Below are 16238 nucleotides of genomic sequence, written 5' to 3' on the forward strand. Positions count from 1 at the left end.
TGCTACGCGCTATGTTGCTCGCCGGTGCGCCAGCGCCGGGTCTTCGACCGGCGGGGACGGATGGAGGACGTGGTGGACTTCCTGGTGGCGGAGACGCGGGCCGGCACGGTCGCGCTGAAGGCGGGCGCCTGACCGCCTCCGCGACCGGCCCCCGGCGCCGCCGGCCCGCGTTCCGCCCGCTCCTTCCGGGGCACCCCCGCCGCGCGGCTCGTGTCCCGGTGCTCCCGCCGTCAGCGGACGACGCGGCAGACCAGGGCGTCGGACGTGCCGCGCGACGCGCTCATGACGACGTCGGTCGTCAGGTACTTGCAGGCGAGGTACGGGTCGCCGGAGCCCGCGTACTGGAGGGCTCCCCCCATCCCGCCGGCGTAGCAGCGCAGCCCTCCGGGCTCGTGGAAGCCGATCCAGGACGACGAGCTGACCCGCGCGTGGCAGTAGTCGCCGATGGAGGTCGGGCCGAACGTGACGTCCACGACGGCCGCCTGGGCGGGCGCGGCGGTGACGAGGGAAGCGGCGAAGGCGGCGGTGAGGGTGGCGGTGGCGAGGGTCAGGCCGCGGCGGACCATGGGCGCTCCTGGGAGTCGGGGGATCAACTCCCTGGAGTATCTTTTAGGAAACTTTACTATGCAACAGGTTCGCGGCCGGGAAGGAAGGGCGGCCGGGCGGCGGCCGCGCCCAGGGCGTCCTCGACCGTGGCGTGCACGGGCACCAGGACGTCGGCGTGAAGGAGCCGGACGAGCCGCAGCGGACCGGGGAGCAGCGCGGCCAGCCGGGTGACGCCGCCGTCGCGCCGGACGTCGTCCCCGACCTCCAGCAGCGCCCGCAGCCCGTGGCTGGAGAGGAACGTGGTCGCGGCCAGGTCGATGACGAGGTGCTCGCCGGGGCGGTGGGCGCGGCCGGCGAAGGCGCCGAACCGGCCGGCGGTGAGGATGTCGAGCTCGCCGCCCACCGCGACGAGGATGACGCCGGGCATGCGCCGGCGCGCGAGGGTGAGGGGTTCCATGGCGCCTGGGGTCCTTCCGTCGGTCCTGATCGGCTCCAAGGGGTCCGGGGGCGCCTCTCATCCTGAGGCCCGGACGATGAGACGGCGATGAGAGTGGGAACCGGGTCACGGGTGGACGGGGAGACGGATGGTGACCACCGCGCCGCCGAGCGGGAGCCCGTTGCCCACGGTCATCGTGCCCCCGTGGGCGGCGACCACGGCGCGGGCGATCGGCAGGCCGAGCCCCGCGCCGGACCGGCCCCGGGTGCGGGCGTCGTCGCCGCGCGTGAAGCGCTCCATCGCCGACTCCAGCAGCCCGGGTGCGAAGCCCGGCCCGTCGTCGGCGAACTCCACGACGTGCCACTCCCGCCCCGTGTCCACCCGGACGCTCAGGAGCGTGGCCCCGGCCGCGGCGCTGTTGGCCATCAGGTTGGCGACCACCTGCCGGAGCCGGTCGGCGTCGGCCGGCACCACGAGCGGGTCGCCCGCGACCTCCACGCGCAGCCCCAGCAGCGGCCGGAGCGTGTCCGCCTCCTCGCGCACCACGTCGAGCAGGTCCACCGGCTCGGCCCGGGCCGGCAGGGAGCCGGCGCGGGCGAGCGTCAGCAGGTTCTCGGCCAGCCGCGACAGCCGCTCGGTCTCCCCCAGCGCCCCGCGCAGCGACCTCTCCACCTCCTCGAGCCGGTCCTGGCGCTCGCCCGCCACGACGTCCCGTTCACCGCGCCGCTCGTCACGACGGCTTGACGCGGCCTCGGGCGCGTCCCGGGTCTCGCCCGCGGGTGTCGCATCGGCGGCGCCGGTCACGCGGGCGTCCTCGATCGCGGCGGGGTCGCCGGTCGCGCGGGCGTCGGACAGAGCCGACAGGGCCAGCTCGATCTCCCCGCGCAGCACCGCGATGGGCGTGCGCAGCTCGTGGCTCGCGTCGTCCACGAACGCCCGCTCGTGGTCGAACGCGACCCGCAGCCGGGCGAGCATCCCGTCGAGGGTGCGGGCGAGCCGGGCGATCTCGTCGTCGCCGGGGACGCTCGGCAGCCGCCGCCCGTTCTCCAGCGACGAGATGGCCGCCGCCTCGCGGGTCAGCGCGCCCACGGGCCGCAGCGCCGCCCGTACGACGGCCCATGCGGCGGCCGAGACGAGCAGGATGAGCGGCGGCACGGCCAGGGCGAGGGCCACGAGCAGCCGGGCGCGGGCGTGCTCGAGCGGGGCGGCCCGGATCCCCACGGCCAGGACCCGGCCGTCGGGCAGACGCCGCGCCAGCAAGCGGACCTCCACGGGCTCCTCGCCGCGCGGCCTCGGCAGGGACGCGGCGGTGAACACCTGTTCCCGCAGGGCGCGTACCCGCGCCGGCTCCAGGAGCCGGCCGCCGTCCAGGACGGGCGACGTGGCGACCGGCTCCCCGCCTGGGGCGTAGAGCTGGGCCATGGGGTCGAGGGGGACGACGTCCGGCGCGCCCGCGCTCACGGCGGCGGCCACGTCACCGGCCCGGCGGCTCAGGTCGGCGTCGAACGCGGCCCGAAGCTGCCGGTCGAGCACCGTGTACAGCAGGGCCAGGCAGAGCACGAGCGCGACGGAGGCGCCGACCGCGGTCACCAGCACCAGCCGGACACGGAGCGAACGCGGTACCAGCCGCACGGCCCCACCTCCGGATCCCTGCCATCCTCTCACGCGTACCTCCGCGGCCCCTGCTCCGGCGGCCGAAGGGATGCCCGCGCCGCGACCACGATCCCGCGCCTCCCCTACCCGGCCCCCGCCCGAGGGGAGGGTCTTAAGCTGGCCCGCATGAGGGTGCTCGTCGTCGAGGACGACGCCGCCATGGCCGACGTGCTGGCGCGCGGCCTGCGGCGGGAGAGCTACGCCGTGGACGTGGCCACGAGCGGCGAGGACGCCCTGTGGAGCGTCATGGAGCACGACTACGACGCCGTGGTGCTCGACGCGATGATCCCGCCGCCCGACGGGTACGAGGTGTGCCGGCGGATGCGGGAGCGGGGCCGGTGGGCGCCGGTCATCATGCTGACCGCCCGCGACACGGTGCACGACCGGGTGCGCGGACTCGACGCGGGCGCCGACGACTACCTGACGAAGCCGTTCGCGCTGGCCGAGCTGTACGCGCGGCTGCGCGCCCTGACCCGCCGCGACCAGGTGCGCCGCCCCGCCGTGCTGCGGGCGGGCGACCTCAGCCTGGACCCGGGCACGAGGACCGTACGGCGGGGCGAGACCGAGATCCACCTGTCGGCCAAGGAGTTCGCGCTGCTGCACGAGCTGATGCGGCGGCCCGACGAGATCCTCAGCCGGTCGTACCTGATCGAGCACGTCTGGGACTTCGCCTACGACGGCGGCTCGAACGTCGTGGACGTGTACGTGCGCTACCTGCGGGAGAAGGTGGACCGCCCGTTCGGCCGCGACACGATCCAGACCGTGCGCGGCGCCGGTTACCGCCTGTCCACCGACCGCTGACCCCGCCCGCTCCCGGGCTCTCATCGTCGTCTCATCGGCGGCGACGCACAGTGGGGGTGTCCAGCGTGAAAGGGGTGGCGCATGGTGAAAGCGTCGGGGGAGGCGGGGACGGTCCTGGGGGAGCCGCGCACCGCGCGGGCCGGCCTCGCCGTGGAGATCTCCGGCCTGTGGTACGCGTTCGGCGCCAGGGCGGCCGTGGACGGGATCGACCTGGAGGTGGCGGCAGGTGAGGTGTTCGGGCTGCTCGGCCCGAACGGCGCCGGCAAGACGACGACCATCCGCCTCATCGTCACGCTGCTGACCTGCCCGCCGGGGTCGGTGCGGGTGTTCGGCCTGGACGCGGCGCGCGAGCGCATGGCCGTGCGCAGGCGCATCGGGTACGTGCCGCAGCAGCTCTCGGCGGACGGCGCGCTGACCGGGCGGCAGAACGTCGCCCTGTTCGCCCGCCTGTACAACGTGCCCCGCGCCGAGCGGGAGGAGCGGGTCGCGCGGTCCCTGTCGGCCATGGGGCTGGAGGAGGCGGCCGACCGGCTCGCGGGCACGTACTCGGGCGGGATGATGCGGCGCCTGGAACTCGCCCAGGCGCTGATCAACCGGCCCCGCCTGCTGGTGCTGGACGAGCCGACCATCGGCCTGGACCCGGTGGCGCGGGCCGTCGTGTGGGAGCGGATCGGCGCGCTGCGCGCCGAGACCGGCATGACCGTGCTGGTCACCACCCACTACATGGACGAGGCCGAGCAGCACTGCGACCGGGTGGCGCTGATGAGCCTCGGCAGGATCCGGGCGCTCGGCGTGCCGGCCGAGCTGACGGCCGGACTCGGTCCGGAGGCGTCGCTGGAGGACGTCTTCCGCGCCTGCGCCGGCGACTCCCTGAGCTTCCTCGACGCCGCGGGAGGTGACGCGCGTGACATCAGAAGCACCCGCCGCACGGCGAGCCGGCTCGGCTGAGCCTGCGCCCTGGCGCCTCAGCGCGGGGCCGGTGTGGGCGTTGTGCCTGGTCGAGCTGCAGAAGGTGCGCCACGACCGGACGGAGCTGCTGACCCGGGCGATCCAGCCGGCCCTGTGGCTGCTGGTGTTCGGCGTGACGTTCACCCGGATCCACGCCATACCGACGGGCGACCTGCCGTACCTCGACTACCTGGCGCCCGGCATCCTGGCCCAGTCGGCGCTGTTCATCGCGATCTTCTACGGCATCCAGATCATCTGGGAGCGTGACGCGGGCGTGCTGGCCAAGCTGCTGGTCACGCCGGCGCCCCGGGTGGCGCTGGTGACGGGCAAGGCGTTCGCGGCGGGGGTGCGGGCGGTGATCCAGGGCGTCGTCATCCTGCTGCTCTCCGCGGTGCTGGGCGTCTCCCTCACCGCGAACCCGCTGCGCATCGGCGCCGCGTTCGTCGTCCTGGTGCTGGGCGCGGGGTTCTTCTCGTGCCTGTCCATCGTGATCGCCGGGCTGGTGCTGAGCCGGGAACGGGTCATGGGCATCGGGCAGGCGCTGACGATGCCGCTGTTCTTCGCGTCGAACGCGCTCTACCCGGTGGCGCTGATGCCCGCGTGGCTCCAGGCCGTCAACCGGGTGAACCCGCTGGGGTACGAGGTGGACGCGCTGCGCGGCCTCCTGCTCGGCACGCCCGCCCACCTGGGCCTGGACGTCGCGGTGCTGGTCGTGGCGCTGGCCGTGGGCGTGACCGTCGCCGCGGCCCTGCTGCCCCGCCTCACCCGCTGACCCGCCGCGCAGGGGCGGGCGATGATCTGGTCCGGCGAGCGGTCCACGGCGTGCACGATGCGCAGGGGGACGTGCGCGCGGAACGCGTCGCCGGCGGCCCACTCCACCGCGGCCCGGGCCGCCACCGAACCGTCGACGCCCACAACGATCATGATGTCCTCCCCCGTCCCCTCCATCGCACCGCGGCGGGGCGGCGGTCCGGCAGGGCCGGAGGTCCCGTGACGCAGGGCCCAACGGTCATCCGGGAGGGCCGAGGTCAGGTGGGCTTCGTGGTGAGCTGCGCGGTGGGCTTAGTGGTGAGCTGCGTGGCGGGCTTCGGGGTGAGCTGCGCGGTCAGGACCGCGCCGGTCTCCGGACCGGACTGGGCCACCAGGTCGCCGCCGGGCGCCCACACCCCGGAGCGGCCCGCCGTCTCGGCGAACCCACCCCCGGTCGGCCCGGCGAAGCTGGCCACCGCCACCCAGATCCCGTGGCCGGCGGCGATGCGCCGGGCACGCTCGGCCTGGAGCTCCGCCTCGTGGGCGTGCTTGACCGTGCCGGCCACGTACGCGTCGATCCCGAGGGCGGCCGTCGCCGCGGCGTGCTCGGGGACGCCGGTGTCCTTGCAGACGGCGAGCCCGAGCCGCCAGCCGTCCACCTCCAGCACGCGCGGCTCGGCACCCGGTGCGAACCGGACGGCCTCCTCGGCTCCGAGGTACATCTTGTGGTAGGCGACGGTGACGCCGCTCCCGTCGACGGCCAGCACCGCGATGTGCGGCCCGTCGTCCCCGTCCACGGGCGCGCCGGCCAACGCCACGGACCCGGTCTCGGCGCACGCGGCCACGAGCGGCTCCAGCCGGGCGTCGCCGGGGGTGACGGTCTCGGCGTCCAGCTCGTACCCCGTCAGCGACAGCTCGGGGAACACGACGACCCGCGCCGCCGCGGACCGCACGGCGCGGGCGTGCCCGGCGGCGTTGGCCGCGACGTCGTGCGGGACGGACAGGGGCTGGGCGACCGCGATCGTCAGCGGCTCGGGCATGCGACCTCCTCAGAACGGGCCCGCGGACGGGATTCGCGGACGGGATTCGCGGACGGGATTCGCGGATGGGATTCGCGGATGGATTCGCGGGGCGAGCCCATCGTAGACAGGCCGCCCGGGCGCGAAGCGCCGCTCCCCCGTGAGCCCGATGTCGCCGCGATGCGCGAGAAACGGATGACACGCTCCGCCGGGTGGCCCGGACGGGCGGGCGGCCAGGTGGCCCGGACGGGCGGGCAGCCGGGTGGCCCGGACGGGCGGGCAGCCGGGTGGCCCGGACGGGCGGGCGGCCGCATTCCCGGGTGCGGCTTCGTCGTCCCGTCCCGCCGCGGTGTTCGCCGGGCGCCCAGATCAAGGTGCGGCCCGGCGAACTCGCGCTGCTTCCGGAACGCGCCCTCCCCTTCCTCGCCGCCGACCCGGCCGTCCCCCGGCGCGTCTTCGGCCCGTCCTCCTGAGGGTCAGGAGGACGGGCCGCGGGTGAACGTGCCGAGGCCGGTGTGGTCGAGGTTGGCCACGGTGACCTTCGTGGCCCGGCCGTCCGCGCCGACGGTGAAGCGGACGCCGTCCAGGCCCACGGAGTTCTCCCCCGGGGTGCGGTAGGCGAAGGTGTCGCCGGCGTAGTGGCGCAGCGGCAGCCGGAGGGGCTTCGGCCCGAGCCGCATGACCAGCCCGCCGCCCTCCTCGGTGACGGTCAGCGGGCCGTAGTAGCCGTTGGCGTACCGGCCCGTGTAGGCGCGCGCCGGCCGGGCGGGCGCGGCGTCCGCGGGCGGCCTGCCGTAGTCGCTCGCCGGCCGCTCGCCGCGCTCCATCCGGGCGAACGCCTCGCCGGCCAGCCGCAGCCAGTCCACGGTCGGGCGGCCGTACCGGGCGACGTCGAGGAACGTGAGCGCCACGGCCTCGGCGGCGCCGACGGGCTCGCCGTTGGTGAGCACCGCGATGCCGAGCCTTTCGGACGGCAGCATGGTCACGTTCGTGGCCGCGCCCAGGGCGAACGCGCCGGAGTGGCCGAGCTGGAGCCGGCCGAGGTCGTCGTAGCCGACGTTCCAGCCGAGGCCGTAGAAGCCGGGCCGGCCGTACGGGGCCGTGGGCGGGGCGGACAGGATGTGGGGCAGGTACGTCCGGTCGAGCGCAGACGGCTGGATGAGCCGCCTGCCCGCGTACACGCCGCCGGCGAGCTGGAGGCGCAGCCAGGCGCCGAGGTCGCGGGCCGTGGAGCTGGCGCCTCCCGCCGGTGACTGGGCCTGCGGATCGCGGACGTGGCGGGCCTCCCAGCGCCCGTCCACCCGCACGTGACCCGCGGCCCGGTCGGGCGCCCGCGCGTACGCGGCGAAGGAGGAGCTGGTGGAGCGCATGCCCAGCGGCTCGTACAGGAGCGTCCGCGACAGCTCCTCCCACGACAGCCCGCGGGTCCTCGCCACGGCGAGCGCCGCCTCGGTGAAGCCGAAGTTGGTGTAGGCGTACCGGGCGCGGAACGGGCCGAGGGGCTCGTCGCGCAGGTGCTCCAGGATGTAGCGGCGGCCGTAGCCGAGGTCCTCCAGCAGGTCGCCCGCGTGGTCGGGCAGGCCGCTGCGGTGGGAGAGCAGGTCGGCCAGCGTCACGTGCCGGGTCACCCAGGGGTCCTTGAGCGCGAACCCGGGGTCGTGCCGGACGACCGGGTCGTCCCAGCCCACCGCGCGCGGCCCGCCGCCCTTCCGGTCGGTCTTCTGGCCGACCACGCGTGCGACCACGGTGGTGGCCAGCGGCTTGGACACGGAGGCGAGCTGGAAGACCGTGTCCGGGCCGACGGCCCCGGGGCTCCCGGCGCGGCGCGCCCCGAACCCCTTGAGGTAGGCGACCCGGTCCCGGTACACGACGGTCACGGCCATGCCGGGCACGCCCGTCCGGCCCATCACGTCGCGCGCGATCCCGTCGAGCCGCGCCACGGCGGCGTCCACGGCGGCCGGGGTGAGAGCGGGCGGGGGCTCAGCGGGCGGCGCCGCCGACAGCGTGGCCCGGGGCGCGGCGGACATCACCCCCTGGGGCGCCGCAGGCATCACCCCCTGGGGCGCCGCAGGCATCGCCCCCTGGGGGACCGCAGGCATCGCCCCCTGGGGTGTGGCGCCGCACCCGCACAGCAGCACCGCCGCCGTCCCGGCGGCCACCAGCGCCGTCGTGCTCCCCCACCCCATTACCGCAGGTTAAGCCCCGGTTCGGCGGCCGGGAGAGGCGGCCGTGCCCGGCGGCGTGTCGCCGCGCGCCCCGGAGCCTTCCTCAGCCCCGCGACGCGAGAACCTCCAGGTAGTGGGGGTTGGTCATGATCCCGAGGACGTTGCCGAACGGGTCCACCACGGACGCCGTCACGAACCCGTTGCCCCCGCGGTCCACGATGCCCTGGTGTTCCTGGGCGCCCAGGGAGAGCAGCCGGTCCAGGCCGGCCTCCAGGTCGTCGACAGCCCAGTACAGGACGGCGCCGGACGGCCCGGCGGCGCGGGCACCGGGGCCGTGGGGGGCGTACGCGCCGCGTACGATGCCCAGCTCCTGCTGGTGGTCGCCCACCCGGAACTCGACGTACGCCGGCCCGCCGTCGGGCCCGGGCGCCTCGAAGTACGGCTCGACGCCGAGCAGCTCGGTGTACCAGTCACGGGCGGCGGCCAGGTCGTCGGCGAAAAGGTTGACGGTGGCGATTCCACGCAGCATGACGAACGTTCCCCTCCATGGCCCGGACAGGAGCGTCCTGTCCGGTGTGTCGCGGTAGGGGAGGAACAGTAGAACCGCTTGAGGAACCTCCGGTTCCTCAAGCGGTGGCAGACTCGAGGGATGCTGGAGACTTCGGTGCGGCTGCTGCGGCTGCTGTCGCTGCTGCAGGCGCGGCCCGGCTGGGGCGGGGCGGAGCTGGCGGAGCGACTGGACGTGACGACGCGGACCGTGCGCAACGACGTGGAACGGCTGCGGATCCTCGGCTACGAGATCCACTCGGTCACCGGTACCGCGGGCGGCTACCGGCTCGGCGCGGGCACCACCTTGCCGCCGCTGCTGCTGGACGACGAGGAGGCCGTGGCGGTCGCGGTCAGCCTGCACGCCGCCGCGTCCGGCTCGGTGACGGGGATCGAGGAGACCTCGCTGAGCGCGCTGACGAAGGTGCAGCGGATGCTGCCGTCGCGGCTGCGTCACCGCATCGAGGCGGTGCGCGCGGCGACCGTGTCCGTGGCGGGGCGGGGGCCGACCGTGGACGCCGGGACGCTCACCGCGATCGCGGCCGCCATCCGCGACCGGGAGCGGCTGCGCTTCGACTACGAGGGCCACGACGGCACGACCTCCGTCCGCACCGTCGAGCCGCACCGCCTCGTCCACACCGGGCGGCGCTGGTACCTGCTGGCCTGGGACGGCGACCGGGACGACTGGCGGACGTTCCGCGCCGACCGCGTGCGGCCGCGCACCCCCAACGGGCCGCGCTTCACCCCGCGCACGCCGCCCGGCGGCGACGCGGCTGCCCACGTCGTGCGGGGCGCCGCCTCGACGGCCTACCGGTATCCGGCCCGGGTGCGGCTGCACGCGCCGGCGGAGGCGGTGGCCGACCGGATCCCGCCGGCCGCCGGCCTGCTGACTCCTCTGGAGCCCGGTGACGGGCAGGCCGGGTGCCTGCTGGAGACGGGCAGCGAGTCGCTCCACGACCTGGCCGGTTTCCTGGGGAGCCTCGGTGTGCCGTTCACGGTGCTGGATCCGCCCGCTCTGCGCGCGCATCTGCGTGAGCTGGCCGCCCGCTACGCCGCCGCGGCGGCCGAGGAGGCACCCCGCTGACGGTCCGCTTTGTGGCTGAGTGCGAAAATGAGGGGGTCATGCCGACCAACCTCACCGTGATCCTGAACGACCGGCCGGGAGAGCTGGCCCGCCTGGGGGAGCTCACCGGCGAGGCCGGCGTGAACATCGAGGGCATGGCCGCCTTCACGGGCGACGGCAAGGGCGTGATCCACGTGCTGGTCGCCGACGGCGACGCGGCGCGCTGCCGGCGCGCGCTGGAGGACGGGGGCATGGGGATCGCCGACGAGCGGCCCGTGCTGGTGGTCAACATCGAGGACCGGCCCGGCACGCTGGGCGAGCTGACCCGGCAGCTCGCGGACGCGAACGTCAACATCGACCTGGCCTACACGGCCTTCGGCGGCGTCAAGGTGGTCATCGCGACCGAGGACTTCGAGAACGCGACGCTGGCGCTGGAGGGGACGCTGAGCGCGCGCCTGGACGAGGTGGCGGGCACGGGGAGCATCTGGGACCAGCCCGCCTGATTCGCCCCATCCGATATCAAACGGGCTGTGAAAACTAACAGACGACTGTGCGGCCACCGAACGGACGGCCCGCCCCCAGCCCTGCGGCGCGACTCCAGGACCTGCACAGATCGGCCTTCCGGACTGCTCTCCCCCCTGGTCAGGCGTGATTTTTTCGCACCTTTTAACACTAGACACCGTGATCTATCACATGTCAGTGTTAATGCCGCGTTCAATAACGCGATCTCCCTCCGATTTTCGGACACCCCCCTGGAGATACACATGACCACTTCCACCAGGCGCGACTTCCTGCGCATCGGTGTGCTCGGCGCGGGCGCCGTGGCGTCCGGCAGCCTGCTCACCTCCTGCGGATTCGTCGGCGGCGGCAGCGAGGACACCGGCAAGCTCACGCTCGGCGCCACCAACGAGCAGCGCGCCCCGCTCTCCCCGATCATCGCCGCCTACGAGAAGCAGAGCGGCGTGAAGTTCGAGCCCACCTACATGGCCACCGACCAGCTCGGCTCGCAGATCCGCACCCGGCTCACCTCGAACACCGCCCCCGACCTGTTCCGGGTCGGCCCGGGCAGCGGCGAGCCGACCGCCGTCAAGCTCCTCGCCCCGCAGGGCTTCCTCGCCGACCTGTCCTCCGCGTCCTGGGCCGGCTCGATGCCGGCCGGCTTCAAGCCGCTCTGCCAGGTGGACGGCAAGACGTACGCGCTGACCACGAACCGCGCCATCATCGGCACCTTCTACAACAAGAAGATCTTCACCGAGCTGGGCCTGGAGCCGCCCACGACGTGGAGCGAGCTGCTGGACGTCTGCGACAAGATCAAGAAGGCGGGCAGGACGCCCATCGCGCTCGGCATGGCCGACGCCACCACGATCCAGTTCACCGCGTACGCGCTGGCCGCCACGACCGTCTACGCGGCCGACCCCGGCTTCGACGCCAAGCTCGCCTCCGGCGCCACCACCTTCGCCGCCTCGGCGGGCTGGAAGGAGGCACTGGAGAAGATCCTGGAGCTGAACAAGCGCGGCTTCTTCAACGACAAGCCCCTCGGCGTCTCCCTCGACCAGTCGATGAAGGCGGTCGCCTCCGGCCAGGCCGCCATGGTCAACCTGGTCACCAGTACGTTCTCCCTCATGGCCGGCTACGCGGCGGGCGGCGAGGCCGAGTTCGGCGTCTTCGCCGCGCCCGGCGGCGACGACGCGGCCAAGACGATGATCCCCGCCTCGCCGAGCCACCTGTTCGGCGTCAACGCCAAGAGCGAGCGGGCGGCCGAGGCGCGCAAGTTCCTCGACTTCCTGGCCCAGCCGGCCAACATCGCCTCGTTCTGCGCGGCGGCCAAGGGCGTGCCCGGGCTCGACGGCGTGCCCACCGACAAGGTCAGCCCCACGCTCGCGCCGCTCCTGCCGTTCCTGAAGGACGGGCGCAACGTGCCGTTCGCCAACCACACCTGGCCCAACGCCGTCGTGCAGCAGACCCTGCTCACGGTCGGCCAGCAGCTCTTCTCCGGCTCGGCGACGGTCGACGACGCGCTGAAGAAGATGGACGAGTCGTACCAGAAGAAGAGCTCATGACCCTGCAGCTCTCGCGCCCCTCCGCCGGGAGCCGGCACGCCTCCGCCGCCCGCTCCGGGCGGCGGGGGCCCCGCCGCGGCTGGCTGTTCGTCGTCCCCGCGCTGTTCTTCTACGGGCTGGTCGTGCTCTACCCGAGCGTGGCCGGCGCGGTGTACGCGTTCACCGACTGGAGCGGCCTCGGCTCGCAGGTGAACCCGGTGGGCCTGGCCAACTTCGGCCGCCTGCTCGGCGACGCCGAGGCGGTCGGCTCGCTGTGGAACACGCTCCTGCTGGCCGTGGCCCTCATGATCGTGCAGAACGTGATCGGCCTGGCCCTCGCGCTCGCCCTGGACACCGCCATCCGGGGCCGCAACCTGCTGCGCACCCTGTTCTTCGCACCGGCCGTGCTGCCGCCGCTGGTCATCGGCGTGCTGTGGAAGTACGTCTACTCCCCCGGCGGCCCGCTCGACGGGTTGCTGGCCGCGTTCGGCCTGGAGGGGCTCCAGCAGAGCTGGCTCGGCGACGAGTCGCTGGCCCTGTGGTCGGTCGTGGTCGCGATCGTGTGGCAGCACGCCGGCCTGTCCATGGTGATCTTCCTGGCCGGGCTCCAGGGCGTGCCGAAGGAGCTGTACGAGGCGGCCGCGCTCGACGGCGCCAGCCGCCGGCAGCGGTTCCGGTACGTGACCCTGCCCCTGCTGGCGCCGGCCACCACGATCACGCTCGTCCTCACCATGATCACCGGGTTGAAGCTGTTCGACCAGGTGTTCGCCATGACCGGCGGCGGTCCCGGCTACGCCACCGAGACCCTCTCCCTCAACATGTACAAGCAGGCGTTCGTGCTCAACGACTACAGCTACGGCACCGCGCTCGCGCTCGTGCTGACGATGATCGTGGCGTTCATCAGCTTCCTGCAGCTCAAGGTGCTGCGCCGGCTGGAGGTGGAGGCGTGACCCGCCCGGCCGCCCGCGGCGGGCGCGGGCTGCTGCTGGAAGTGGTGATGGCCGGCTGCGCCGTCGCGTTCGTCTTCCCCCTGTACGTGCTGCTCATGGTGGCGCTCAAACGGCCCCAGGACGTCGCCACGAACGTCCTCGCGCCGCCCTCCTCGGTGTACTGGGGCAACCTGGCCGAGGCGTGGTCGTCGGCCGAGATGGGCAAGGCGCTGGTCAACAGCACCGTCGTCACCTCGCTGAGCGTGATGATGCTGGTGCTGACCGGCTCGCTGGCCTCGTTCGCGCTGGCGCGGTGGAAGCGCGGGCTCGGCTACGGCGTGTTCCTGCTGTTCGTGCTCGGGCTCGTCATCCCGCTCCAGCTCGGCATGATCCCGCTGTACCAGCTCATGCGCGACGCCGGGCTGCTCAAGACGTACACGTCGCTCATCGTCTTCTACACCGGGCACGAGCTGCCGCTGACCGTATTCCTCTACTCCGGCTTCCTCAGGGCGCTGCCCCGCGCCTACGAGGAGGCGGCCTACGTGGACGGCGCCACGGCCTTCCAGGCGTTCCGGCGGGTCGTCTTCCCGATGCTGCGCCCGGTGACCGGCACGGTGATCATCCTCAACGCGCTGTTCATCTGGAACGACTTCCTGACACCCATGCTGTACGTGTCGGGCACGGCCCAGCAGACGGTGCCCGTGGCGGTGTTCTCCTTCGTCGGCGAGTACTCCTCCGACTGGGGGATCATCTTCGCCGGCCTGGCCATCGCCGTGGCCCCGATCCTGGTGCTGTACTTCGTGTTCCAGCGGCACATCATCAAGGGCTTCGCGGGCGGGCTCAAGGGATGATCGACGGCGGCGGCACGCGGCTGGGCCCGGCGAGACGGCAGGAGGCCATCGCCGAGCAGATCCTCGCCCGCGGCGACATCACGGCGGGCGAGCTGGCCGGGCTGTTCCAGGTCAGCCTGATGACGATCCACCGGGATCTGAACGAGCTGGAACGGCAGGGCCTGGTCCGCAAGCTGCGCGGCGGCGTGACCGCGCAGCCGTCGAGCGTGTTCGAGAGCAACGTCTCCTTCCGCGAGCGGTCGATGCGCGGGGAGAAGGACGCGATCGCCGCGCGGGCGGCCGAGCTGGTCGAGCCGGGCATGGCGGTCATGCTCGACGACTCCACCACCAGCCTGGTCCTCGCGCGGCGGCTGGAGGCGCTGGCCCCGCTGACCGTCGTCACCAACTTCCTCACCACGATCGAGCTGGTCGCGGGCATGCCCGGGATCCGGCTCATCGCGCTGGGCGGCGACTACGACGTGCTGCACAACTCCTTCCTCGGCGTCTCCTGCACCGACGCCATCGCCGCCCTGCAGGCCGATCTGTGCTTCGTGTCGACCTCGGCGGTGACCGGCGGCTACGCCTACCACCAGGAGCAGCACATCGTGCCGGTCAAGCGGGCCATGCTGGCCTCGGCCACGCGCAGCGTGCTGCTGATCGACCACACCAAGCTGGCCCGGACCGCGCTGTACCGTGTGGCGCGGCTCCAGGCGTTCGACCGCGTCATCGTGGACGCCGGGGCCGCGCCCGAGGCGCTGCAGGACCTCGACCAGCTCACGCGGTCCCTCGACGTTGCCGCCCTGCTCCCTCCGGAGGCGTCATGACCACCCCGCCGTCCCTCCCGTCCTCTTCGTCCCCGTCCCTCCCGCGCTCTGCGCCGCCGGACCTCGCGCCGTCGCTGCCGCCCGGTCTCGCGCGGGTCCTGGCCGAGCCGCCGCGGGCCTACTCCCCCGCGGCGATCTGGTGGTGGAGCGGGGAGCCGCTCCGCCGTGACCGGCTGCGCCGGCAGCTCGAACGGTTCGCCGAGGGCGGCGTGTGGAACCTCGTCATCCTCAACCTGGCGCCGTCCGGGCCGATGTTCGGCTCCGACGCCGACGACCCGCCGTTCTTCTCCGAGGCGTGGTGGACGCTGCTGGAGCAGGTGTGCGACGACGCCGAGGAGCTGGGGATCTCCCTGTGGTTCTACGACCAGCTCGGCTTCTCCGGCGCGGACCTCCAGGCGCGGCTGGTGGACGAGGAGCCGCGCTTCGCGGGGCGCTGGCTCGCGCCGGACGGCTCCGTCACGACCCGCGGCTTCGACTACCTGTCGCGGAAGGCGTGCGCGGCGCTCATCGACCGCGTCCACGGCGAGTTCGAGCGCCGGCTCGGGCACCGGCTGGGCGGCGTCATCGCCGGCTCGTTCCAGGACGAGCTGCCGTCGATCCCGACCTGGTCGGACGGCTTCGCGCAGGAGTTCGCCCGGCGGCGCGGCTACGACCTCACGCCGCACCTGCCCCTGCTGTGGCGCGAGGGAGGGAAGGGCCCGGACGCGGACCCGCGGCGCGACGGAGCGGACGGGCCGGACGCGGGGCGGGTGCGGCGCGACTACCACCGGACGCGGGCCGAGCTGGCCGAGGAGGCGTTCTTCCGGCCGCTGGCCGCCTGGCACGAGCGGCACGGCCTGGTGAGCGGCTGCGACCAGCAGGACCCGGCCCGGGCCGGCCACCCCGTGGAGGGCGTGCAGCTGTACGCCGACTACGCCCGCACGCACCGCTGGTTCGGCGCGCCGGGTTCCGACCACCACGGCGACGCGCGGATCCACTCCTCCCTCGCCCACCTGTACGGCCGCCCCCGCACCTGGATCGAGGCGTTCCACTCCAGCGGCTGGGGCGGCACGCTGGAGGAGACCTTCGACTGGCTGCTGCCCTGGCTGCGCGCCGGCGCCACGCTCTACAACCCGCACGCCGTGTACTACACGACCAAGGGCGGCTGGTGGGAGTGGGCGCCCCCGGCCACGGACTGGCGCCAGCCGTACTGGCGGCACCACCGCGTCTTCGCCGACGCCGTCACGCGGCTGTGCGCGGCGCTGTCGCTGGGGCGGCACGCGTGCGAGGTGGCGGTGCTGCTGCCCACGGCCACCGCCCAGGCCTTCACCGGGCTCGACGGGGCCGGTCCGGAGGCCGGACGCGCGCAGGAGGTGTACCGGCGGCTCGTCGGCGACATGGCGTGGTTCCGGATGGTGCCCGGAGTGCTGGACGAGCTGGGGCTGGACGCGGACGTCATCGACGACGACTCGATCCAGCGCGCCACCGTGCGGCCGTCCGCGACCGGAGTCCGGAGCGGCGCCGAGGCCGGAGGTGGAGCCGGGGTCGAGATCGGCGGCGGGGCGCGGCTGGAGGTGGCCGGGGAGTCGTACGCGGCCGTCGTCCTGCCCGCCTGCGCGGTGCTGGAGCCGGACACCGAGCGGGCGCTGATCGCCTTCGCGGAGCGGGGCGGCCTGGTGGTGGCCGTGGAGACGCTCCCCGGCGGGCCGC

The 16238-nt window shown here is 74.0% G+C and carries 17 protein-coding genes and 1 pseudogene; 11 read left to right on the plus strand and 7 right to left on the minus strand.

The window, feature by feature from the left end:
• Positions 1 to 230: 230 nt before the first annotated feature.
• From AB0H81_RS37905 to AB0H81_RS37915, 3 genes are all read right to left on the minus strand, one after another.
• Entirely contained in the window at positions 231 to 566 is a 336-nt protein-coding gene (locus AB0H81_RS37905) for a hypothetical protein (protein WP_358385008.1), read from the minus strand.
• A gap of 56 nt (positions 567 to 622) precedes the next feature.
• Positions 623 to 1003, minus strand: coding sequence for an STAS domain-containing protein (locus AB0H81_RS37910; protein WP_358385011.1), 381 nt, complete (start codon positions 1001 to 1003; stop codon positions 623 to 625).
• Between the two features lie 105 nt (positions 1004 to 1108).
• Positions 1109 to 2614, minus strand: a complete 1506-nt coding sequence (locus AB0H81_RS37915; RefSeq protein WP_358385014.1) for a HAMP domain-containing sensor histidine kinase — start codon at positions 2612 to 2614, stop codon at positions 1109 to 1111.
• Positions 2615 to 2761: 147 nt separating this feature from the next.
• Here AB0H81_RS37915 and AB0H81_RS37920 point away from each other — a divergent pair, with 147 nt between their 5' ends.
• From AB0H81_RS37920 to AB0H81_RS37930, 3 genes are all read left to right on the plus strand, one after another.
• A complete protein-coding gene (locus AB0H81_RS37920) occupies positions 2762 to 3436 on the plus strand; it encodes a response regulator transcription factor (protein WP_358385017.1) in 675 nt (224 codons plus the stop codon).
• Between the two features lie 81 nt (positions 3437 to 3517).
• On the plus strand, positions 3518 to 4384 hold the full coding sequence (locus tag AB0H81_RS37925) for an ATP-binding cassette domain-containing protein (RefSeq protein WP_358385020.1): 867 nt from the start codon (positions 3518 to 3520) through the stop codon (positions 4382 to 4384).
• A gap of 31 nt (positions 4385 to 4415) precedes the next feature.
• The gene (locus tag AB0H81_RS37930) at positions 4416 to 5156 is read left to right on the plus strand and encodes an ABC transporter permease (RefSeq protein ID WP_358385023.1); all 741 of its coding nucleotides are present in this window, start codon (positions 4416 to 4418) and stop codon (positions 5154 to 5156) included.
• Positions 5157 to 5188: 32 nt separating this feature from the next.
• On the opposite strand, the pseudogene AB0H81_RS37935 reads toward AB0H81_RS37930, so the two are convergent.
• Together AB0H81_RS37935 and AB0H81_RS37940 are read right to left on the minus strand one after the other, a co-directional pair.
• Positions 5189 to 5308, minus strand: a pseudogene (locus AB0H81_RS37935) (universal stress protein); the annotation flags it as partial.
• A gap of 104 nt (positions 5309 to 5412) precedes the next feature.
• A complete protein-coding gene (locus AB0H81_RS37940) occupies positions 5413 to 6174 on the minus strand; it encodes a carbon-nitrogen hydrolase family protein (RefSeq protein WP_358385026.1) in 762 nt (253 codons plus the stop codon).
• Between the two features lie 299 nt (positions 6175 to 6473).
• Between AB0H81_RS37940 and AB0H81_RS37945 the strand changes: the two genes are divergently transcribed.
• Positions 6474 to 6626, plus strand: a complete 153-nt coding sequence (locus AB0H81_RS37945; protein WP_358385029.1) for a hypothetical protein — start codon at positions 6474 to 6476, stop codon at positions 6624 to 6626.
• A gap of 3 nt (positions 6627 to 6629) precedes the next feature.
• Here the strand turns inward: AB0H81_RS37945 and AB0H81_RS37950 are convergent, their stop codons facing one another.
• On the minus strand, positions 6630 to 8339 hold the full coding sequence (locus tag AB0H81_RS37950) for a serine hydrolase (RefSeq protein ID WP_358385031.1): 1710 nt from the start codon (positions 8337 to 8339) through the stop codon (positions 6630 to 6632).
• A gap of 82 nt (positions 8340 to 8421) precedes the next feature.
• Positions 8422 to 8847, minus strand: coding sequence for a VOC family protein (locus tag AB0H81_RS37955; RefSeq protein WP_358385034.1), 426 nt, complete (start codon positions 8845 to 8847; stop codon positions 8422 to 8424).
• A gap of 120 nt (positions 8848 to 8967) precedes the next feature.
• On the opposite strand from AB0H81_RS37955, the gene AB0H81_RS37960 reads away from it, so the two are divergent.
• From AB0H81_RS37960 to AB0H81_RS37990, 7 genes are all read left to right on the plus strand, one after another.
• Positions 8968 to 9948, plus strand: coding sequence for a YafY family protein (locus AB0H81_RS37960; protein WP_358385037.1), 981 nt, complete (start codon positions 8968 to 8970; stop codon positions 9946 to 9948).
• 38 nt (positions 9949 to 9986) lie between these two features.
• Positions 9987 to 10430: a hypothetical protein gene (locus AB0H81_RS37965; RefSeq protein WP_358385041.1), complete on the plus strand. Its 444-nt coding sequence runs from the start codon at positions 9987 to 9989 to the stop codon at positions 10428 to 10430.
• A 261-nt stretch (positions 10431 to 10691) separates the two neighbouring features.
• Entirely contained in the window at positions 10692 to 11987 is a 1296-nt protein-coding gene (locus AB0H81_RS37970) for an extracellular solute-binding protein (RefSeq protein ID WP_358385043.1), read from the plus strand.
• Entirely contained in the window at positions 11984 to 12916 is a 933-nt protein-coding gene (locus AB0H81_RS37975; protein ID WP_358385046.1) for a sugar ABC transporter permease, read from the plus strand. Before AB0H81_RS37970 ends, AB0H81_RS37975 begins: the two co-directional genes overlap by 4 nt.
• Positions 12913 to 13746 carry a carbohydrate ABC transporter permease gene (locus AB0H81_RS37980; protein WP_358385049.1) on the plus strand — a complete coding sequence of 278 codons (834 nt, stop codon included), beginning with the start codon at positions 12913 to 12915 and terminating at the stop codon, positions 13744 to 13746. Before AB0H81_RS37975 ends, AB0H81_RS37980 begins: the two co-directional genes overlap by 4 nt.
• Complete coding sequence (locus AB0H81_RS37985) at positions 13743 to 14549, plus strand: DeoR/GlpR family DNA-binding transcription regulator (RefSeq protein WP_358385051.1); 807 nt, start codon at positions 13743 to 13745, stop codon at positions 14547 to 14549. The genes AB0H81_RS37980 and AB0H81_RS37985 overlap by 4 nt, the downstream gene beginning before the upstream one ends.
• On the plus strand, positions 14546 to 16238 hold a 1693-nt coding region (locus AB0H81_RS37990; RefSeq protein ID WP_358385054.1), incomplete at its 3' end, for a glycosyl hydrolase. The genes AB0H81_RS37985 and AB0H81_RS37990, both read left to right, overlap by 4 nt.

This window comes from Nonomuraea sp. NPDC050691 (assembly GCF_040654455.1).
Lineage (GTDB): Bacteria > Actinomycetota > Actinomycetes > Streptosporangiales > Streptosporangiaceae > Nonomuraea.